The sequence below is a fragment of the Pontibacter flavimaris genome (genome assembly GCF_001907195.1).
Lineage (GTDB): Bacteria > Bacteroidota > Bacteroidia > Cytophagales > Hymenobacteraceae > Pontibacter > Pontibacter flavimaris.
Genome location: NZ_LVWA01000007.1, coordinates 69,199 through 88,342 on the forward strand (window position 1 = coordinate 69,199; position 19,144 = coordinate 88,342).

General features: G+C 55.8%; 20 protein-coding genes. 10 read left to right on the forward strand and 10 right to left on the reverse strand.

The genetic code is table 11. The features are described 5' to 3' along the window. Positions 1 to 35: 35 nt before the first annotated feature. From A3841_RS12960 to A3841_RS12970, 3 genes are all read right to left on the reverse strand, one after another. Complete coding sequence (locus A3841_RS12960) at positions 36 to 716, reverse strand: DUF2188 domain-containing protein (protein WP_073852767.1); 681 nt, start codon at positions 714 to 716, stop codon at positions 36 to 38. 204 nt (positions 717 to 920) lie between these two features. Beyond that, a complete protein-coding gene (locus A3841_RS12965; protein ID WP_083610353.1) occupies positions 921 to 1,202 on the reverse strand; it encodes a hypothetical protein in 282 nt (93 codons plus the stop codon). 156 nt (positions 1,203 to 1,358) lie between these two features. Beyond that, positions 1,359 to 3,125, reverse strand: a complete 1,767-nt coding sequence (locus A3841_RS12970; RefSeq protein ID WP_139307962.1) for a chloride channel protein — start codon at positions 3,123 to 3,125, stop codon at positions 1,359 to 1,361. Positions 3,126 to 3,563: 438 nt separating this feature from the next. On the opposite strand from A3841_RS12970, the gene A3841_RS12975 reads away from it, so the two are divergent. Beyond that, positions 3,564 to 4,067: a DUF4168 domain-containing protein gene (locus A3841_RS12975; RefSeq protein WP_073852769.1), complete on the forward strand. Its 504-nt coding sequence runs from the start codon at positions 3,564 to 3,566 to the stop codon at positions 4,065 to 4,067. Between the two features lie 126 nt (positions 4,068 to 4,193). On the opposite strand, the gene A3841_RS12980 is transcribed toward A3841_RS12975, so the two are convergent. Next, the gene (locus A3841_RS12980) at positions 4,194 to 4,730 is read right to left on the reverse strand and encodes a YceI family protein (RefSeq protein WP_073852770.1); all 537 of its coding nucleotides are present in this window, start codon (positions 4,728 to 4,730) and stop codon (positions 4,194 to 4,196) included. Between the two features lie 339 nt (positions 4,731 to 5,069). Between A3841_RS12980 and A3841_RS12985 the strand changes: the two genes are divergently transcribed. The 3 genes from A3841_RS12985 (at position 5,070) to A3841_RS12995 (ending at position 7,321) form a co-directional block, all read left to right on the forward strand. After that, positions 5,070 to 5,693 carry a carbonic anhydrase family protein gene (locus tag A3841_RS12985; RefSeq protein WP_073852771.1) on the forward strand — a complete coding sequence of 208 codons (624 nt, stop codon included), beginning with the start codon at positions 5,070 to 5,072 and terminating at the stop codon, positions 5,691 to 5,693. Positions 5,694 to 5,784: 91 nt separating this feature from the next. Then, positions 5,785 to 6,756 carry an aldo/keto reductase gene (locus A3841_RS12990; protein ID WP_073852772.1) on the forward strand — a complete coding sequence of 324 codons (972 nt, stop codon included), beginning with the start codon at positions 5,785 to 5,787 and terminating at the stop codon, positions 6,754 to 6,756. 115 nt (positions 6,757 to 6,871) lie between these two features. Beyond that, a complete protein-coding gene (locus A3841_RS12995) occupies positions 6,872 to 7,321 on the forward strand; it encodes a GNAT family N-acetyltransferase (RefSeq protein WP_073852773.1) in 450 nt (149 codons plus the stop codon). Between the two features lie 697 nt (positions 7,322 to 8,018). Here the strand turns inward: A3841_RS12995 and A3841_RS13000 are convergent. Further along, positions 8,019 to 9,269 (reverse strand): multidrug effflux MFS transporter, encoded by a 1,251-nt coding sequence (locus A3841_RS13000; protein WP_073852774.1) that lies wholly within the window; start codon positions 9,267 to 9,269, stop codon positions 8,019 to 8,021. A 117-nt stretch (positions 9,270 to 9,386) separates the two neighbouring features. On the opposite strand from A3841_RS13000, the gene A3841_RS13005 reads away from it, so the two are divergent. Continuing rightward, positions 9,387 to 9,638: a DUF3820 family protein gene (locus A3841_RS13005; RefSeq protein ID WP_073852775.1), complete on the forward strand. Its 252-nt coding sequence runs from the start codon at positions 9,387 to 9,389 to the stop codon at positions 9,636 to 9,638. 2 nt (positions 9,639 to 9,640) lie between these two features. Here A3841_RS13005 and A3841_RS13010 read toward each other — a convergent pair whose 3' ends face one another. Next, positions 9,641 to 10,231, reverse strand: a complete 591-nt coding sequence (locus A3841_RS13010; protein ID WP_235861404.1) for a pseudouridine synthase — start codon at positions 10,229 to 10,231, stop codon at positions 9,641 to 9,643. Between the two features lie 171 nt (positions 10,232 to 10,402). On the opposite strand from A3841_RS13010, the gene A3841_RS13015 reads away from it, so the two are divergent. Genes A3841_RS13015 through A3841_RS13025 form a run of 3 tightly spaced genes read left to right on the forward strand, consistent with a single transcriptional unit; the run spans position 10,403 to position 12,066 of the window. Continuing rightward, positions 10,403 to 11,092: a carboxypeptidase-like regulatory domain-containing protein gene (locus tag A3841_RS13015; RefSeq protein WP_139307963.1), complete on the forward strand. Its 690-nt coding sequence runs from the start codon at positions 10,403 to 10,405 to the stop codon at positions 11,090 to 11,092. 4 nt (positions 11,093 to 11,096) lie between these two features. Beyond that, entirely contained in the window at positions 11,097 to 11,378 is a 282-nt protein-coding gene (locus A3841_RS13020; RefSeq protein ID WP_073852777.1) for a GNAT family N-acetyltransferase, read from the forward strand. A gap of 13 nt (positions 11,379 to 11,391) precedes the next feature. Then, a complete protein-coding gene (locus A3841_RS13025) occupies positions 11,392 to 12,066 on the forward strand; it encodes an outer membrane beta-barrel protein (RefSeq protein WP_073852778.1) in 675 nt (224 codons plus the stop codon). Positions 12,067 to 12,328: 262 nt separating this feature from the next. Here A3841_RS13025 and A3841_RS13030 read toward each other — a convergent pair whose 3' ends face one another. After that, positions 12,329 to 13,852, reverse strand: a complete 1,524-nt coding sequence (locus A3841_RS13030) for a gluconokinase (protein WP_073852779.1) — start codon at positions 13,850 to 13,852, stop codon at positions 12,329 to 12,331. Positions 13,853 to 14,610: 758 nt separating this feature from the next. On the opposite strand from A3841_RS13030, the gene A3841_RS13035 reads away from it, so the two are divergent. After that, complete coding sequence (locus A3841_RS13035; protein ID WP_073852780.1) at positions 14,611 to 15,018, forward strand: hypothetical protein; 408 nt, start codon at positions 14,611 to 14,613, stop codon at positions 15,016 to 15,018. A gap of 52 nt (positions 15,019 to 15,070) precedes the next feature. On the opposite strand, the gene A3841_RS13040 is transcribed toward A3841_RS13035, so the two are convergent. After that, positions 15,071 to 15,553, reverse strand: coding sequence for an META domain-containing protein (locus A3841_RS13040; protein ID WP_139307964.1), 483 nt, complete (start codon positions 15,551 to 15,553; stop codon positions 15,071 to 15,073). Between the two features lie 145 nt (positions 15,554 to 15,698). After that, positions 15,699 to 16,451 (reverse strand): hypothetical protein, encoded by a 753-nt coding sequence (locus A3841_RS13045; protein WP_073852782.1) that lies wholly within the window; start codon positions 16,449 to 16,451, stop codon positions 15,699 to 15,701. A 223-nt stretch (positions 16,452 to 16,674) separates the two neighbouring features. Between A3841_RS13045 and A3841_RS13050 the strand changes: the two genes are divergently transcribed. Next, entirely contained in the window at positions 16,675 to 17,721 is a 1,047-nt protein-coding gene (locus tag A3841_RS13050) for an alkaline phosphatase D family protein (protein ID WP_170866196.1), read from the forward strand. 68 nt (positions 17,722 to 17,789) lie between these two features. Here the strand turns inward: A3841_RS13050 and A3841_RS13055 are convergent, their stop codons facing one another. Further along, the gene (locus A3841_RS13055; RefSeq protein WP_317042489.1) at positions 17,790 to 19,139 is read right to left on the reverse strand and encodes an amidohydrolase family protein; all 1,350 of its coding nucleotides are present in this window, start codon (positions 19,137 to 19,139) and stop codon (positions 17,790 to 17,792) included. Between the last annotated feature and the right edge of the window lie 5 nt (positions 19,140 to 19,144).

Genomic DNA, 19,144 nt, shown 5'->3' on the forward strand with positions numbered 1-19,144 from the left:
TATAAAAGGAAGCAGGAACAGCTAGTGGTAAAAAATTATAGCGGCACCAGGGGATAATTGAAAACCTCTACCTCTTTGCCATTCTTTATATGCAGCAAGCGGCTCGGGCGATGGCTTTGCGCTAATTCGTGCGCCCGGGCAAGTGCTGCATCTTCGTCCTGGAAAGTCTGTACTACCCTTTTGTTGTGGTCCAGCACCTGCCACTGCTTCTTTTCCTCCTGCCAGCTAACCCTGTAAATAGTTTCAGCTATGCGGGGCTTATTCCGGATCAGGTCAAGTATAACTTTGCCATCGCTGAAACTGCCATCCGGGTAAGGCATGGGCAGCAGCGCAAAGAAGATGTAGTACATCGAAAAGTACGTAAACTGGTAGGTGAGCATACCGGCCTCCAGCGAACCATTTTCCACCAGGTACATGACAGCAAGGGCTGATAGGGCGTTAAACAGCACTCCCCCCGAAAAGATCAGCATATTGGAGAAGCGCTCATTGCGCTGCAGGTTATCAAACGAGCAGTGGCCGTACCAGAAATAGTATTGCCGCACTTCCAGCATGCCCAGGCGGAAAACCACATCGCCGGTACCTACCGTTACTTTGATGTTCTTGCCGCCCATCAGCCAGGCAAAAAACACATGGCCTGCCTCGTGCAGAAAAGAAATGACCGGAAGCACCAGGAAGAAGGCCAGAAAAAACTTCGGAATGTCGTTGATGCCAAACATATGCCTTTCTGTTACAGTATCCCGGGAAATTGAGTACCCCAATTTTGTGGTGGGACGATCCCCAGTGAAGGATGAGTTGGTAAGAAGGCTGAAAGTGTAGAACCGGAGCCAGACGAAGTATAACCCAGCGGCGGGAGGCACCGCTTTAAACAAGAAGAGGAAGCACGGGGCTTCCTCTATCTGGCTGTCTATGCAGGCAAATAATTAATCTCTGTATTTGTCCTTGCCAAGTTGCTTTACGAGCTTGTTGTATACGCCCAGCAGCAGGAAAGACGGTGCCCACTGGCCCACGAATAAGGCTTCCTCGTCTTTTTTCATCACTTTAAGTGTGGCTGATACAGCCATGGAGCCCAGGGCAGCCCACAGGTACATATCGGAAGGGATACGGGCGGTATACTCTTCTATAGCTGCCGCCACCGGCCCTTCTTGCTTTTGCGGGTTCATCTTGTCGGCTTTGTTTTTCAGGTCGTTCATTGATGTTTCCATAGTCTACTAATGGTTTAAATTTTGGTTTATCTCAGTAGAAACGGAGCAAGCTGTTTTAATGTTATGAAAAAGCGGGCAAATTTAGCCCTCCCCCATACTTTGCCGTCGTAACATTTCCCCTGGTTTATACTTGCGGCAGGTACACGTCGTCCGGACTTAAAAAAAACGGTTTACCTTGGTCATCTCCTTGCGGTACTGCGTCAGCAGGCGGCTCTTGGAAATAAAGCCCTTGAACTTGCCTTGCCGCACCACCGGCAGCGACCACAGCTTGTAAGTATCCAGCTTATCCAGCACCTCCGATGCCGACTCGTCTATCTCCGCCACGGCCTCCGGCGGATGCATCAGGTCGCGGGCAAGTATGGTGTCGTAGTTGGAGGTGTCGCCCAGGCGCTGGCGCAGGTCGTTCAGCGTGATGACGCCCCGCAGCATGCCCTGCTCATCCAGCACCTGCTGCACATTCCTGTTCGACTTGGCAAAACCCTCCACCACCTCCCGGAAAGTGGCGTTCTCCCTCACCGGCGTGTTGTCCTCATCCACCAGCTGCTTTATACTTAGCTGGTTCAGCAGGATACGGTCCACGCGCAGGGCCTTGCTCTGGCCGGCCGGCTGCACCACGCTGCCGCTCAGGTTCTCCATGTAGTACTTGAGGAAGTAGGACACGGCGCAAACCAGCATCAGGGGCACAAAGAGCTGGTAACTCTGCGTGATCTCGGCCACCAGGAAGATGGCGGTAACGGGCGCGTTCATGATGCAGGCAAACACACTGGCCATGCCCAGGAAGATGAACGTGGCCGGGTTGAGCGCGTAAAACGGAAGTATGAGCACCGTCACCTTGTAGAACAGAAAGCCCAGCAGGCCGCCCGTGATCAGGGAGGGCGCGAAGTAGCCGCCCTCCCCGCCAGAGTTCACGCAGATGCCCGTGCTGATCGGCTTCACCATCGTGATCAGGAAAAAGAAGAACAGGTTGAACCACACGGTGTTGGGCAGCACGGCCAGCGGCGAGTTCACCAGTAGCGAGCGCTCCTCGTTGTTGAGCAGCGCGTTTATACTTACATAGCCCTCGCCATACATGGGCGGCAGCAGAAAGATGATGCTGCCCAGGGCCAGCCCGCCCGTCAGCGCCCGCAGGTAGGCGTTCTCGATCTTGTTGAAGACCTTGGCGCAGTAGCTGTAGGTCCGGAGCAGGTAGTTAGACATGAGCCAGCCCAGCACACCCAGCAACACCACCAGCGGAATCTCCTCATAGGCAAAATCGGTGAGCGGCACCTGGAAGCGCAGGTGCTCGCCCATGATGAACTCAAAAAGGATCTTGCCGGCCGCCGCCGCCACCAGCAGCGGAATCAGCAGCGTGGGGGTGAACTCGGGAAGTATGGTTTCGAGGGCGAAGATGAAGCCCCCCATCGGCGCGTTGTACACCGCCGAGATGCCCGCGGCCACGCCGCACCCGATCAGCAGCGTGCGCAGCCGGTAGCCCAGCCCGAGGAAACGCCCCACGTTGGAGCCCACGGCCGCCCCGCTCGAGATAATGGCCGCCTCCACGCCCGAGCTTCCGCCAAAGCCGATGGTAAGGCCCGTGGTGATGAACTTGGAATAAATAAGCCGCAGCCGGATAACGGAGGAATGGTTCTCGATGGCATCGATGACACTGCGCGCGCCCCCGAAGTAAGCCGTCTGGCTAAAGATGTTGCGGTTCAGGAACGTTACGATCAGGAAACCGACGAGCGGCAGCAGGAAGTACAGCAGCTGGGGGGCAAAGTATACGGCGTACTGCTCGAAGTAGAAGATGATGGTCTTGATAAGTATAGCCGAGAGCCCCACGATGGACCCCACCACCACGCTCAGCACAAAGGGCATGACACGGCTGTTGCTCTGCCGCCTGCGCCACCTCAAAAAAGCCAGCTGGTATCGGTTTAATCTGCTCATGTACCCGTGTTCGTGCGGTTTCCCTCTGCTTTTGGCGTGATACACCCTGTCTCAGCAAGGCATTTATACTTTAGCGGGCATGGTGCAAGTCCAAAAGCCACCCCGCCTTCCCCTATCCGACAACGAAAGTTGAAGGAAATGGCTGCATTTAAATTTAACCGGCCTTATACGCACCCTGTAACGCATTGTATAACAAGTGCATAACCGACACTGCATAGCGCCATACGTATACTCTTTGCGTTTCTCCGGCCCTTGCTCCGGTGCATCTTATCTGCCTCTTTTTTTGAATTTACCCTCAAAAAAGCTTAGCTTGAGCTGAGCGGGATATACGTGCCTGGCCTCAGCAGGAGGCCAGGCCGCTTCTTTCACTCTCTTTTGGGGGCAGGGGAAGGTATCCTTTTTAAATCAATTTTTTCACCCAATCCAAAAAAATCCATTATGGTATTCATTAAGAAAGGGACGATTGCGGCCGCCTTTGTGGCGGCAACCATGTGCCTCGGCAGCGCGGCCTATGCCCAGGAGGCAGCCGCCACCCCGGACGGAGCCGGCCAGGAGCAGGCAACACAGCAGTACGCGGAGGAAGACCTCCGGAAATTCGTGGACGCTAACACCAGTGTGACCGACATCCAGAAAGCCAGCCGCGACACCATGGTTGCCGTGATCGAGGAAAACAGCCTGACGCTGGAGCGCTTTAACGAGCTGGCCAAGGCGCACCGTGCCAAAAAACTGGAAGAGGTGGCCGAGGGGCCGGAGGAGATCTCCGCCTTCAGCAACGCCGCGCAGGAGGTGGTAAAGCTGCAGCCTGAGAACAAGGAGAAAATAGAGGCGGCTGTGCAGGAGCATGGCCTGACAATGGAAAAGTATACCGCCCTGATGAAGGCCTACAAGGATGACCCCGAGGTGCAGAACCAGGTACGGAAAATAGTGGCAGAGAAGAAATAAAATTGCTGCCAACCCCTCAGAATAAGAAAAAAGCTCCGGACATGACTGCCCGGAGCTTTTTTCTTATTCTGCGGATGTATACACTCACCCACGAATTACGAGCAAGCGCAACGCCAGGCATTATACTTACGCCTGCTTCACCAGCTGGATCTCACAGTTCAGCTTAATCTCGTCGCTCACCACTACGCTGCCAGCCTCGGTTACGGCATTCCAGGTAAGGCCGAAATCCTTGCGGTTTACCTTCCCGGTTACGGTAAAGCCGGCTTTGGTCTGCCCATAGGGGTCCACCACAATGCCACCGTACTCCACGTTCACGGTCACCGGTTTGGTAGTGCCCCGGATGGTCAGGTCGCCGTGCAGTTTGTACTCGCCTTCGCCCACTTTCTCAAAACTCTTGCCCTCATACTTTACCTGGTCGTGGCTTGCGGCATCAAAGAAGTCGGCCGACTTCAGGTGCGTGTCGCGCTGCTCGTTGTTGGTGCTGATGGAGTCTACATCGGCCGTGAATAAGATCTGGGAGGCCTTGGTAAAGTCATCCTCCTCAGTCTCCACCTCCACGTTAAATTTTCCGAAATAGCCCGTCACCGTCGAGATCATCAGGTGCTTCACTTTAAACTGCACTTCGCTGTGGGTGGGGTCTACTGCCCATTTTGTTGTTGCCATAATTATTCGTTTTTATATGTGTTAACTGATTACCAGAGAATTCTAAGCCCCTTACTGTCAGGGATGATTAAGATAAACGGACAGCGAAGTATAACGTTCTCCCTTCGCCACGCTCCTCCTTAATCCATACATTAAATGTACATACATGTAAATGTAGAAAATGTTTGCCTAATATCCCTGTCGCCCGTAAAAAAATATGCCGCTGGGCCTCCAAATAGCCTCCCGGCCATTATAGTTACGCGCTACTTTTGCCTGATTGTGCTATATTTGAATCTTGTAAATACTGTTGCCGTTCAGGAAAGCGGCACAGGCAGCATCTTAACTTAAATTCACCGCCCCATGAGAGTACATACCAGAGAAACCCAGAGCAGCCTCACGCCGGAAAAGGCCATCCAGATTCTGAAAGAGGGCAACAACCGCTTCGTGGGAAATCTGAAGGCCAACCGCAACCTGTTGCAGCAGGTCAACGAGACCTGCAACGGGCAGTTTCCCTTCGCCATCATCCTCAGCTGCATCGACTCCAGAACATCCGCAGAGCTTATATTTGACCAGGGCCTGGGCGATATCTTCAGTACCCGTGTGGCGGGCAATGTGGTGAACGAAGACGTTCTGGGAAGTATGGAGTTTGCCTGCAAAATAGCGGGCTCGAAGGTGGTGCTGGTGCTAGGCCACACACACTGCGGGGCCATAAAGGGCGCCTGCGACCGGGTAGAGATGGGCCACCTGACCGTCCTGCTGCAAAAGATCGAGCCTGCCATCAAGCTGGAAACCGCCACCATCTCCGACAGGAGCAGCAAAAACACTGCCTTCGTTCAGAACGTGGCCGAAAACAACGTGCACCTGATGATGGAACGCGTGCGGGAGGAGAGCCGGATCCTGAAAGAGATGGAGCAGATCGGTGAGATCCGGATCATCGGGGGCATGTATAACGTGGAAACCGGCAAGGTGGATTTTTACGAGTAGGCTATACTTTTGTACATTATAGCAAAGTATAAGCGCATACTTCTTCCGCAGCTTTTCGTACTTTAGGGTTCCACCAAAACAAGCAAGATCTATGCAGTACAGACGATTTGGCCGCACCGGCTGGGATATTAGCGAAGTAGGCTACGGCATGTGGGGCATGGCCGGCTGGACTGAGTCAGACGACCGGCAGTCGGAGCAATCCCTGGACCTGGCCGTGGCGCGCGGCTGTAACTTTTTCGATACGGCCTGGGGCTACGGCAAAGGGCACAGCGAGGAACTGCTCGGAAAGCTGCTGAAACGCCATCCGCAGAAAAGGCTATACATTGCCACCAAAATCCCCCCAAAAAACTTTACCTGGCCCTCCCGGCCGGAGTTTAAACTGGAAGAGGTGTTCCCGGCGAGCCACATCATTGCGTACACCGAGAAAAGCCTGAAGAACCTGGGCGTGGAGACGATTGACCTGCAGCAGTTTCATGTGTGGGAAGATAGTTGGGCGGAGCACGAGGAGTGGCAGCGCGCCGTGGAGAAACTGAAGGCCGACGGCAAGATCCAGCACATGGGCGTGAGCGTGAACCGCTGGGAACCCGAGAACGTGCTCAGAACGCTGCGCACCGGCCACATCAGCGCCGTGCAGGTGATCTACAACATCTTCGACCAGGCGCCCGAGGATGAGCTGTTCCCGCTCTGCGAGAAGCTGGACGTTGGCATCATCGCCCGCGTTCCGTTCGATGAGGGCACCCTGACCGGAACCCTCACCAAAGACACCACCTTCCCGGAGGGCGACTGGCGCAACACCTACTTCGTGCCCGAGAACCTGAACAGCAGCGTGGACCACGCCGAAAAACTGAGGCCGCTGGTGCCCGGAAGTATGACCATGGCCGAGATGGCCCTGCGCTTCATACTCAGCAACCCGCAGATCAGCACCACCATACCCGGCATGCGCAAAGCCAACCACGTGGAGGCCAACCTGGCTGCCAGCGACGGCAATGGCCTGCCCCAGGAGCTGCTCCAGGAGCTGAAAGGCCACCGCTGGGACCGCCAGCCCACTGATTGGTCGCAGTAGAAAGTATAAACAAAGTATAACCGGAGCCGCTGCCACACAGCGGCCTTTTTTATGCTTATAGGTGCGGGATGTATACTATATTTGCAACCTGGATTCCTGATTTTAATTCCCCCGCATGAGCCTGACCAAAATAAGCAAAGCTTTCCAAGAGCTTACCCCGCACGAAATGTACGAGATGCTGCGCCTGCGCAGCGAGGTGTTCGTAGTGGAGCAAACCTGTGTGTTCCTGGACATGGATAACAAGGACCAGCAATGCCGGCACCTGCTGCTTTACAAGGAGGGAGAACTGGTGGCCACCTCGCGCCTGGTGCCGCCCGGCCTCTCCTACCCCGACGCCATGTCCATTGGCCGCATCGTGACAAGTATGCAAGTGCGCAGTACAGGTGTGGGCAGGATTTTAGTGGATTATTCGATAGAAGAATGCTACCGACTCCACGGCCACGGCCCCATCAAAATTGGCGCACAGGTATACGCGCAAGGCTTTTACGAGAGCTTCGGCTTTGTGCAGTCCGGCCCGGAGTACGATGAGGATGGTATCCCTCACATTGAGATGACGAAAGCGTAGTTTTCCTTTCGACTGTTATAAAGGATTTTCTGCAATACCGGGTCCAACCGGCCCTCCCCCTCTGCTTCACCCCACCCCAGCCCTCCCCTAAAAACAGGGGAGGGAGCTATACTTGCTGCTTTAGTCCAAGTATAAGTTGCATTGCTACTTCCCTCACGCGGACAGGTCGCGACCTGTCCCTACAAGTATAAACCCACCCCCACCCCTCCAAGGAGGGGAGTTCTGTTGAAGCTCCGTCAGCCGCGGCTATCGAATTGATACCCAGTCTTTGGGTTGAGCGCCTATGCGAGTTTTTCCGGTGCCGCAGGCAGCCCGAGGCACGAGGGCAGGAAAAGCTCCCAGCGCGATGCCCGAAGACGAGCCCTCTCGGGCTGGAGAGCACCAAAGTATGAAGTGCAACTATGGGTGAGTAAGTCTAGAGGATCAGCAGTAGCTAACAAGGATAGCTTGGTTCAAGCGGAAGGAAGCAGGGGCTAATAGAGGCACAAGCGGACGCTTGCGCCAGGGAATGTATAAAGTATAGCCAAGTATAAGTATGGCTTTTCAAGCCAGTCAAGTTGCAAACCTGACGCCATAGTAGGATACAAGTCTGAAGACTTGCACCATAGAGAAAGACAAGTATAAAATACGGCCACGAAACGCCATGCTTCGGCAGCACCCATCATTACCTCAGCCAACTCCTAAACTCCCTAACTTACTACCGCTCCTGCCCTGTAGACACCAGCACCGACGTATCGTCCTCCACAGCACGGCGGCTGGCGCGGAAGCGGATGGTGCGCTTGCCTAGCAGCAACAGCAGCAGGCCTACCAGGGAGCAGCCCGCCATCACGCTTACCATAGGCAGGGCGGTGCCCGTGTGCAGCACGCTCACCGCCGCCGACATCAAGCCTCCCATCGCCATTCTGAAGCTTCCCAATAGCGCTGCGGCACTGCCCGTGTTTTTGGTGAACGGCGCCAGGGAGAGCGCTGTGGCATTCGGGTTTAGCAAGCCCTGGCCGGTAAGGAATATGAACAGCAGCCCGATGAGCGATAATTTGCTGAACCAGCCATAGTACGTGCCCACCACCAACAATATGCCCGCGGCCGTCTGGTAGAAGAGGGTGAAGTTGATCACCTGTTCGCTTTTGAACCTGTTCAGGATGATGTGATTAAGTTGTGTGGACCCGATCATGGCGAAAGCCAGGAAGGCGAAGATCCAGCCGTACTCCTGCTCGCTCACCTTGTAAATGTTCATGAACACATCCGCGGAGCCCGCTATGTAGGCAAAGGGAGCCGCCGTGGCGATTCCCCCGGCCAGGGTATACAGCAGGAACTGCTCCTGTTTCAGCACCAGCACGAAGTTCTTAAGCACTGCCTTTGGCTTCAGCGAGATGGAGGCATCGGCGGGTCGCCCCTCGGGCAGAAAAAAGTACACCCCTAGCATGATCAGGGCCGTAATCACGGCAAGTATAACGAACACCGAGTGCCAGCCAAACGCAGCCGTTACATAGCCCCCCACCGTAGGCGCCACCATCGGCGAGACGGCGATAACCAGCGTGAGCAGCGAGAAGGCCTGCGCCGTCTTGTTCACCGGGAAGATATCGCGCACCAGCGCCTGTGCCGCCACCATGCCCACACAGCCGCCAATGGCCTGCAAAAACCGCATCAGCACAAACGAGTTGATCGACTCGGTATAGGCGCAGGCCAGCGAGGTAAGGATGTAGATGAACAGGCCGGCGTACAAAGGCATTTTGCGCCCGTAGCGGTCCAGCAAGGGGCCGTAGAGCAGCTGCCCCACTGAAATGCCCACCAGGTATGCCGTGAGCGAGAGCTGCACCTGCGCAATGGTGGTTTTCAGGTCGGAGGCGATGGCCGGGAAGCCGGGCAGGTACATATCAATCGAGAAAGGACTGATAGTGGCCAGCGAGCCCAGGATGAGTATGATTACAATGTATTGTTTACGCGTCATGTAAAGTATTCAGAAAAACGCCCCAAAGTTACAACTTATATAAGTCTCTGCAGCGGCAGCACAGAGGTATATAACCCCATACTTGGCGCAATGTTCAGGATTGTTTACCTTGCTTGCATGAATACCCACGAGGCGCAGCCTAATCCCAATATTTTGCAGGAACTGGTCCAGCACCGCATGCCTTTCGGCAAGTATAAAGACACCCTGCTCTGCGACCTGCCCGTGTCGTACCTGGAGTGGTTCGCCAGCAAGGGTTTCCCGCCGGGCAAGCTGGGAATGCAGCTGGCTACCATGTTCGAGATCAAAACAAACGGGTTGGAATACCTGCTGACCCCGCTCAGGCGCCAGGCAGGCAGGCGCAAAGTATAAACTCAGCCTACATCGAAGCCGCCCACCTCGCGCACCTCCCCTGCCGCCATTTCAAACGCGCTCATGTTGCCGATACGCACCCGCACCAGGCGCAGCGTCGGGAAGCCAACGGCGGCCGTCATTTTGCGCACCTGCCGGAACTTGCCCTCCGTCAGCGTGATGGAGACCCAGCTGGTGGGGCCATGGCGCTCGTCGCGAATGCGCTTTGCCCGCTCGGGCAGCGCCGGGGCAGTGGCTAGCCTGTATACTTTGCAGGGCCTGGTTTGGTGCCACTCTTTTTCGGTACGGATCTGGAGCCCCTGGCCCAGTTGCTGCAGCGCCTCCTCGGTTATCAGCCCGTCTACCTGCGCGTAGTACTCCTTCTCCACCTTACTGCTGCGCACCAGCTCGCTTGTTTTGCCATCGGTGGTCAGGGGCAGCAGCCCTTCGCTGTCCTCATCCAGGCGGCCAATAGCCATCGTGCCCGCGGGGAAATCGTACAGCTCACCCAGGACTTTTTTCTTGCTGGTTTCGCTGATAAACTGGCTGACATAGCCGTAAGGTTTGAAAAGTATAAAATGGCGGTGCATGCGGAAAGTGTTTTTCGGACGCAAAGGTACGGGTATGGAGGTATACTTTCCAGTTGCAACCAAACTTCCGTCGGAGGGGTCATCTCGTAAAATACTTTCCGCTATCAGGCTGGTTATTAATTTATTGGTAGGGGGCGAAAGTATATCCGGTATGTAGTATATTGTATGAAGTTTCTCCTGCTGAGCAGTTTATATATGAAAACACGCGCCCGTTTATACATTGCTTTGCTGCTTTTAAGCTGCTGCCTCGCCTCCTGCGACCCAATCAAGTATGACTACGTGAGCAAGTACTGCCCGGGCTCCTGCACTACTTTAATAGGGCGGATTACCGACCAAAACGGGGAGCCAGTGGCAGGTGCAGAACTTTGGGTAAGCTGGCACAAACCAAACTACCCTCTGGGAGGCTCTACCCGTCAGAAAGCAGTTACAAATACGGATATTAACGGCAACTATGCATTGCGTTTCCTGCTGCGTGACCAGGAACTGGTGGAGGGCTACATCAGCCTGGAATCTGGCGTGTCATTGAATACCTACCTGAGCTGCAGTGGCAACAACCGGTGGTACGGAGGTGAAATTTCGCGCGACACTACCATTGTCCAGAACTTTACCAAAGCTCCCTCGGCCATGCTCCAGCTAAACACCACCCACATCCCCGACCAGCCACCCCGCTTTCAGGCCACCGTAAAGTATAAACTCAGCCCCGCTGATCCTGACAGCTGCACGTTTGCCTACGACGGCAGCCCGGGGTACTTTGAGGACGAGGTATATGTGCCGGCCAACATCCCCATCGTAGTATACACCCATAAACCAGAGGCCGCGACAACCAGGAAAGAGTTGCTGACACTGCAGCCAGGCGAGGTACGCAGCTATATGTTAGATTTTTAAGCAGATGAAACACGAGATCATACACGAGGAGAAGTACCAGCAGTTTACCGCCAAGCTGGAGCAGGACGAGGAGGCCGAACTGGCTTACGCCAAGCCTGAAGACGGCGTGCTGGACCTGACCCATACTTATGTGCCCGAAGCTTACCGCGGCACCGGGCTGGCGCAGGAACTCATCAACACAGCCCTGGCTTACGCCCGCCAGCACAATCTGAAAGTCATCGCCACCTGTCCGGCCGTGAAGAAGCATATCGCCCGGCACCCCGAGCACCAGGACCTGCTGGCTTAACCTACACTTCCCTATGAAACGATTTATACTTTATGCGTTCCTGCTGCTACTGGCTTTGCCGGCCCTTGCCCAAACAGAGACAGAGCCCTTGAAACAACACCTGGTGAGCCTGCAGGTGGGCAGCGCCTTTGTAAGCGGCAAGTTTGGCAAGGCTGCCTTCACGGATGCCTACCCGGCCTTTGCCCGCGACGGGCTGCTGCTTACCGGCAGTTACCGCTACAGCCTTGGCCCCCATGTGGGCGTCGGCACCTCGGTGAGTTACCGCCACAACCGCTACAACCTGGATGCCTTTGTGGAACCCGACGATGAATTGGTGACGGGCAAAAGCTCCGAGGCCTGGCGCTCCTGGTTTACGCTGGCCGATGTATACTTTAAAGTGCCCGTGAGGCAGGTGATGGAAGTATACCTAAAAGGCTCGGCAGGTGCCGCCTTTAACCGCAGCGCCTCCTGGCAAGTGCAAACTACTTATGGCGATATCCGGATGCCCGCCGACAAGGCCACGGCCCCGGCATGGGGTTGGGGCAGCGGCATTAATTTTATCACCAAACCGTTCCTCATCAGCCTGGAAGGGAAGATGCTTTACACCAAACCAATTCTTGAGGTGCTGAACACGCAGGGCAACTCCCTCCGCCACCGCCAATCCTTAAATACCTTTAACTTAAACGTGGGTGTGCTGTACGATTTTTAAGGTGATGCTTTGGTGAGCAAAAATAATCAGTATATTTTTTCTGCCTTATCAGGACTCAAAAACCTTGTTTAGACATCATAATGGCAGGTTTTATACTTTCGCAGCCTCTGGTCCCAAAAAAATAGGTGATATTTTACAACCCGCTGTAACCTTACTATGGGTGCCCCGTTAAAGAGAATGGCTAAAAGTTGAAAATAGATTACAAAAAAGCCGGAGATTCTTCCCAAAGGATTTCCGGCTTTTTTGTTTCCACACCTTCCCGTTATACTTTGCCCAACTGCTCAAAACTCTCCTTCAGCTTCGGGTACAGCGATTCGAAAATGGCATAGCTCCTGGCGTAGGTCTCATGGTTTTTCTGGTCAGGCTCAAGCGTTCTGCGCACGCGGATCATACTTTCGGCGGCCTCCAGCGAGGGTAGCAGCCCCAGCGCGTACATGCCCATGATAGCGGCCCCAAAGGCAGAGCCCTCCCTTATCTCGGTCAGCTGCACTTTCTTGCCCGTCACGTCGGCCAGCATCTGCACCCACAGTTCCGAAAAGCAGAAGCCCCCATTGGCGTAAATCGACGATACGGGCCCGACCGTTTGCTCCAGTGCCTGCACCACACTGTTCACGCTGTAGATCACGCCTTCCATCACGGCCCTCAGAAAATGCGCCCGTTTGTGGTTGTACCCTGCCCCGATGAAGCAGGCCCGGGCGGAGCCATCCCAGATGGGCGCGCGCTCGCCTAGCAGGTAAGGCAGGAACAGCAGTCCCTCAGCCCCGGGCTTTATACTTTCAGCCACCTCGTTCAGCAGCTCGTATATATCCTGTTCCTTTAGGTTGGCCTCCAGCGTTTCGGATGCATAAAACGTATCCCGGAACCAGCGCAGCGCCACGCCCCCGTTGTTCACGGCCCCGCCCAGCACAAAGTGGTCCTTATCCAGGATGTAGCTGAATACCCGCTCCTGCAGGTCGGTGGCCGGCTGGTTGGCCATCATGCGCACGGCGCCGCTGGTGCCAATGGTGACCACCGCCTCGCCGGGGCGCACGGCATGCGAGGCCAGGTTGGCCAGGCAGCCGTCGCTGGCCCCGATCACGAAAGGCGTATCCGGGTTGAGGTGCAGCAGGGCCGCATCGGCAGGCTGCAAGCCCCTGAACGTATAGGTGGGCGGCACCGGCTCCGGCAGTTGCCCTGGCGCTACGCCTGCCACCTGCAGGGCATCCTCGTGCCAGCCAAACTTAAAGATATGGAACAGGCCCATGGCCGAGGCAACCGAGTAATCCACCTTGTACTCCCCAAACAGGCGGTGCAGCACAAACTCTTTTATGCCGATGAACTTCGCCGCCTGCCCAAACAGTTCCGGCTGCTCCTGCCGCAGCCAGCACAGTTTCACGAGCGGCGACATGGGGTGCACCGGCGTGCCGGTCTGCAGGTAGATCTTGTGCCCAACGGTGCTGTTTTTGATCTCGTCGGCATACTTGTGGCTGCGGGAGTCGGCCCAGGTATAGCTGTTGCTTAGGAGCTTTCCGCTTGCATCCACCAGCAGCAGGCTGTGCATGGCGCCGCTAAAGCTCACGCCCGCCACCTCGTGTCCTTGCTCCCCCAACCACTTCGCCACCGCGCTCAAAGTATGCAGCACGGCCTGCAGCACCAGTTCGGGGTCCTGCTCTGCCTGCCCCGGCTCCCGGCTGATGATCGGGTACTCTTCCGAATGCTGGAACAGCGCCTCTCCGCCCATCCCAAAGGCCACGCTTTTGGTGCTGGTGGTGCCAATGTCCACGCCAATAACAATGCTTTTTCGCATACCTCTTAATTTTAGTGTAGCATACGCAGCCACCGGCACAGGTTTATGGTTCTGCCGGGTATTCGTATAAAATCATACTTGGCCGCTTCCTTTGCGCCCCGGCTTTACGGGTAGCTGCTACAGCCACCCCGATACGTTCCTATTTATACTTTATACTTTTAATTTCCTACACACGCCCATGCGGCACAGCAGGCGCCGCCTCACCAGACACAGTAAGCTGTGTAACCTCCTTTATACTTTGCATCGTGTGCCATGGCGCGACAGAAACAGGTTTTACACACTTCTGCCCCAGGTTTCGCTCCTCACCCGCCTAAAGATCCTAGCCAACATTCTGATTTTCAGATTTATACTTTGTGCGCGGTACCTGCGTTTACAAGTATGATTCTTAGGTAAAAGGGGAGATCTTAAACTGTTTAATTTCCTCCTGCTGCGCCTGCTCGCTGTATCCTTCCGCTTTCCGGGGCGGGAGCTGCCTAAGGATAACCTGCCAGGACCTCTCTCTGGCAGCAAGTTGCCGCGCACAGCCACGCCTATGGCCTTTCGGGGCTGTGGATAAAGTATGGAAATGTAGATAACGTATGGCCGGAATACCTCCACCAAAAGTATAAACAGCTCTTTTTCAAACGCTTTCAGCAAACACACCCGTGAGACGCTTCCGCATCCGTGTAAAATTTGTCCACATTCACATTTCATGCATAGTGATTACCTATTTTTGTAAAGAATAAGGCGCTTACACAAACAGGTAACGGACAGTAGCGATGGTGAAGACTAACACACACAGAGGCGAGGTAATACGCGAGGCCATTAAGGCGAGCGGCGTGGCAATAGGCGTGGTGGCCGAAAAAATGAGCATCAGCCGTAAAACGCTTTACAATAAGTTTAAGGAGTCGAGCATTCCCTACAGCTTTATCCTGAAGCTGGGCGAGGTGATCCACCACGATTTCTCACAGGACTTCCCACACCTGGGTAAAAGTGTGAAAAAAGAGGCCCCGAAGCCGCAGCCACAAATGAGCACCAGCCTGCTCCTGCCCTTCGACAGCGAGCCCCAGGAAATCTACAAACCCAATAACCTCCGCGACTGCGAGCAGGAGCTGGTGAACCTGCAGCGCAAGTACATCAACCTGCTGGAGAAATTCAACGAGCTGCTGCTTAAGACGCAAGCATAGCCCTGTGTGTAAGCGTAACGGGTTATGCCTGCGCCGATGGGACTCCTCCCCCTTAGTATTTGATGACGCCTCCCTGTCGGGCGTCGTTGTCGATGCTCTCTTCGGTGCCGGCCATAAAGGTGGCCACAGCGGTTTCGTTGGCGTAGAGCGTGAGCACCTCGCCGGAGATGCGGTAGCTATCCACGCGGCTGAGTATGTCCAGCAGCTGGTTTTCCTGGTCCATGTCGGGGCAGGCCATGCGGGTGGAGCCGAGGCCGGACAGCGCCAGGTTTTGCCCGTTTAGCTCATACTTGCCAAAGAACCTGTTGCAGCCCGTAAAGCCATGCACACTGGTTTTGCCCTCCTCAAAACGGATAAAGGCTGTTTGGGTGTTTTGCGGCCGCTGCACGTCCTGCCCCTCCAGCGAGACCAGCGTCCAGTAGGCATCCAGGATACTGTCTGTTTCGACTGTCTGGTTCGTGTTCTGCACGGTGCAGGAGCCGGCCAGCAAAAGCAGCAGCCCCAGCACCGGAAGTATGTATGTCAGTCTTTTCATCATCTGGCAAATTTAAGATAAAAGTATAACCACCCTACCTGGCGGCGATGTTTATACTACGCAGCCGCCGCCCTAAAGTATGGCACAGAAAAAGCCCGCAGCTAAGCCGCGGGCTTCCTTATTTATACTTGCCGGCCGTCATACCTTACCCTCTCGGAGATTCCATGCCGTAGCTGCTGGCGCCGGAGTCCGTGCGGTAATCCGGACCAGAAGTCTCGCCCGGGCGGCGGTAGCGGCTGCTGCGCTGGCTGTAGTCTATGCGCCCGGGGTCGGTGTTCCTGATCTCGCCACTGTAGTGCAGGTCGCTGTTATCGAAATCGCTGTCGTAGTAATTGCGCTGCTGGCTGCCGCGGAAGTCGTTATCGGATCGCCGTTCGGGTTGCTCGCCGCGGTCGTAATAGGCATCTATGCCCAGCATGTTGTAGCCATGGTCTGAGCGGCCCCTGTACATCTTCTCGTCGCGGTTAAAGTCTTCGTAGCGGCGGCCCTGGCCACCATACTGGTAGCTGTTGTCCTGGCGGCGGTAGCGGTCGCTGCCGGAGCCGGCGCTGTAGTTGGTGCCTCGGGCGGCGCCGTAAGTGCCGTAGTTATCCTCGGCGCCCCAGCCTGTGCCCCTATGCCGCTCATAGCCGCCGTTTTGCTCGTTGCGGCGGTTCCCCATGTAGGGGTTGGGGTCTCCGTAATGGTAATCGCTGCCCCGCCGATCCGTTTCGCCGCGGTAACCGGAGTTAGCGCCCGGGTTAGAGCTGCGCACGTTGCGGTACTCGGCGTGCTCATCATGCATGCCATAGTAGTTGCCATGGCGATTGCTGTAGCGGTCTCTGTAGTTGTCAAAGCCTTCGTTGCGGTTGTATCTATTATCGGAGTCTCGCTGATAATTTCTCTCGTTTCTTTCCATAGTAAAGTCAGTTTAATTTACATGTATACTTCCCTATAAACGCACTGCAGCGCTATACGTTTCCCTTTGCTGTCCGCAGCGCCCTCCTGGCCGCCCTTTCTCCACACGCTATACTTCCACCACCTGGCGCCGGACGCATCCGTTGCAGCAGGCCCTGCCGCTTCGGGGCGCCGTTTTCTTTTGCCCGCCGGAACATATGTGCCGGCGCAGGTGTAGTAACAGTATGCTGGCAAACAAACACATCATCAGGCTTGTAGCGCTGCTCCTCCCCGCCCTGTACCTGGTCTCACCTTTCAACCTACAGGCCCAGAGCAGGCAAACCACCATTGCCTTCGGCTCCTGCAACAACCAGGACGAACCGCAACCGCTATGGCCGGCCATCCTGGAATCCCGGCCCGACCTGTGGGTATGGCTCGGCGACAACATCTATGGAGACACCCGGAACATGGACACGCTGGCCAGCAAGTATAACCGCCAGAAACAGCACCCGGGCTACCAGGCACTGCTGCAAAATACGGCCATTACCGGCACCTGGGATGACCACGACTACGGCTTTAACGACGCAGACGGCGAGTATAACCAAAAGGCGCAGAGCCAGCAGCTGTTCCTCGATTTTATGGGCGTTCCCGCCGATGACCCCGTGCGAAACCAGGAGGGGATTTACCGCAGTTATACGTTGGGGGAGGGTGACCAGAAGGTAAAAATCCTGTTGCTGGATGGCCGTTACCACCGCGACCCGTTCCACGAGCTGTTTGGCCTGTACCTGCCTAACTTCGGCGGCGATATCCTGGGGGAGGCGCAGTGGCAGTGGCTGGAGCGCGAGCTAACCAACTCCGATGCTCAGATCCACATCATAGCCAGCGGCATGCAGATCCTCCCGACCGGCCACGCCTACACCAGTTGGTCGGCTTACCCCAATGCACGCAAGCGCCTGCTGCGGCTCCTCGAAACCACGCAACCTGCCAACCCCATCCTGCTCTCCGGCGACCGGCACGTGGGCGAGCTGGCTAATATAAAACTGGAAGGATACAGGCAGCCTGTCTACGAGATTACCTCCAGCGGCATGACGCACCACCGGGAGCCCAGCAAGCGCGGCAACCGCCACCGCATCGGTGATCAGGTAGGCGCGCTCAACTTCGGTATACTTCAGATCGGTTGGGAAGAGGCAGCCACAAACCTGACCCTGCAGATTCGGGGCGTTCGGAACGAGGTGCTGCTGGAGCAAAAGCTGCAGTTCGACAAAATACCGGTGCAACTGTCCCGCCACTAGCCTATCAAACAAAAAAAGCGGGCTGCCAACGTATGGCAGCCCGCTTTTGATTTAGCAGCAAGTATAAACTATTTACCTGCAGCTGACGAGGTAGCCGTAGTAGGCACTTGCTGCTGCTGGTTTTTATACTTGTTCTCGAACTTCTCGTAGAGGTACTTCTGCTTGTTGTTCAGGTCCACCTGGCGGCCCTGAATAAAGGCGTGCGTTACGTTGTTGGTGCGCATGTCTAGCAGATCGCCGGAGGATACCACCAGTGTCGCATCCTTGCCTACCTCCACAGAACCGGCCTGCTTATCGATACCCAGGATCTTAGCCGTGTTCAGCGTAACCGCCGCCAGCGCCTGCTCTTTGTCCAGGCCGTAGGCCGCGGCCGTGCCGGCAATAAATGGCAGGTTACGCGTACCGTGGATGCTCAGGTCATAATCCAGCGCAAACGGGATGCCCGCCTTGTGCAGCAGGTACGGTGTTTTATAGGGCATGTCCACATCCTCCTCCGCTCTGGAAGGCAGGGCATGCACGCCGGAGTAGATCACTGAGATATTGTTCGTTTTCAGGAAATCGGCCACGGCTACGGCGTCTCGGGCTCCTACTACCACGATCTCCTTCACCCCTTGCTGCTTTGCGAAGTTCACGCCTTCGATGATCTCCTTGCCATAGTTAGCATGAATGTACAGTTTCCGGGAGCCATCGAACAGGCCCGTCATAGCGGCCAGTTTCAGGTTCAGGTTGTCATGCTTTCCGGCGGAGTACACGGCCGCATCACGGAACAGCTTCTCCAGCTCCAGGATCGTTTTCTCACGCTCCCCGGCCATACGCTTCAGGCGCTCGTCTGCCTCCTTGTTACCTGTTTCCACCAGCATGTAAGGCCAGTTCAGGTGCAACCCCTCGTCGGCTTTCACAATGGCGTCTTCCCAGTTCCAGGCATCCAGCTGCACGATGGAGGAAGTACCGGAAATCGTGCCGCCGATCGGTGTCAGCTGCGTCATCAGCACGCCGTTGGCGCGCACCGTCGGGATAATGTCCGAGTCCGTGTTGTAGGCGATCACGGAGCGCACATTCGGGTTCATGTCGCCGATCTCACGCCAGTCGATAGTCGCCTTCACACTCTCCACCTCGTTGAGGCCCAGGGTGGCGTTTGGCTGGATCAGGCCCGGGTAAATGTGCTGCCCTGTCACGTCCACCACCTGGTAGCCGCTCAGGTTTGCGCCGCTCTGCGGACCGGCATACGTAATTTTCCCGTTGTCGAAGCCTACGGCGGCGTTCTCTACCACCTGTCCGTTGCCAATGTGCAGGGTCGCGCCCTTCAGCAGCACTGGTTTGCTTTGCTTGGGCGCCGGGGCGGGCACCTGCGCCATGACCGGCACCGCGAAGAGCATCGCCACCAAAGCAGAAATATATCTTTTATGAATCTTCATCATCTGAA

Bases quoted from the DNA above. Each gene is read 5' to 3' on its own strand.
- A3841_RS12960 (WP_073852767.1), bottom strand. From the start codon at position 716: ATGTTTGGCATCAACGACATTCCGAAGTTTTTTCTGGCCTTCTTCCTG.
- A3841_RS12965 (WP_083610353.1), bottom strand. From the start codon at position 1,202: ATGGAAACATCAATGAACGACCTGAAAAACAAAGCCGACAAGATGAAC.
- A3841_RS12970 (WP_139307962.1), bottom strand. From the start codon at position 3,125: ATGAGCAGATTAAACCGATACCAGCTGGCTTTTTTGAGGTGGCGCAGG.
- A3841_RS12975 (WP_073852769.1), top strand. From the start codon at position 3,564: ATGGTATTCATTAAGAAAGGGACGATTGCGGCCGCCTTTGTGGCGGCA.
- A3841_RS12980 (WP_073852770.1), bottom strand. From the start codon at position 4,730: ATGGCAACAACAAAATGGGCAGTAGACCCCACCCACAGCGAAGTGCAG.
- A3841_RS12985 (WP_073852771.1), top strand. From the start codon at position 5,070: ATGAGAGTACATACCAGAGAAACCCAGAGCAGCCTCACGCCGGAAAAG.
- A3841_RS12990 (WP_073852772.1), top strand. From the start codon at position 5,785: ATGCAGTACAGACGATTTGGCCGCACCGGCTGGGATATTAGCGAAGTA.
- A3841_RS12995 (WP_073852773.1), top strand. From the start codon at position 6,872: ATGAGCCTGACCAAAATAAGCAAAGCTTTCCAAGAGCTTACCCCGCAC.
- A3841_RS13000 (WP_073852774.1), bottom strand. From the start codon at position 9,269: ATGACGCGTAAACAATACATTGTAATCATACTCATCCTGGGCTCGCTG.
- A3841_RS13005 (WP_073852775.1), top strand. From the start codon at position 9,387: ATGAATACCCACGAGGCGCAGCCTAATCCCAATATTTTGCAGGAACTG.
- A3841_RS13015 (WP_139307963.1), top strand. From the start codon at position 10,403: ATGAAAACACGCGCCCGTTTATACATTGCTTTGCTGCTTTTAAGCTGC.
- A3841_RS13020 (WP_073852777.1), top strand. From the start codon at position 11,097: ATGAAACACGAGATCATACACGAGGAGAAGTACCAGCAGTTTACCGCC.
- A3841_RS13025 (WP_073852778.1), top strand. From the start codon at position 11,392: ATGAAACGATTTATACTTTATGCGTTCCTGCTGCTACTGGCTTTGCCG.
- A3841_RS13030 (WP_073852779.1), bottom strand. From the start codon at position 13,852: ATGCGAAAAAGCATTGTTATTGGCGTGGACATTGGCACCACCAGCACC.
- A3841_RS13035 (WP_073852780.1), top strand. From the start codon at position 14,611: ATGGTGAAGACTAACACACACAGAGGCGAGGTAATACGCGAGGCCATT.
- A3841_RS13040 (WP_139307964.1), bottom strand. From the start codon at position 15,553: ATGAAAAGACTGACATACATACTTCCGGTGCTGGGGCTGCTGCTTTTG.
- A3841_RS13045 (WP_073852782.1), bottom strand. From the start codon at position 16,451: ATGGAAAGAAACGAGAGAAATTATCAGCGAGACTCCGATAATAGATAC.
- A3841_RS13050 (WP_170866196.1), top strand. From the start codon at position 16,675: ATGCTGGCAAACAAACACATCATCAGGCTTGTAGCGCTGCTCCTCCCC.
- A3841_RS13055 (WP_317042489.1), bottom strand. From the start codon at position 19,139: ATGATGAAGATTCATAAAAGATATATTTCTGCTTTGGTGGCGATGCTC.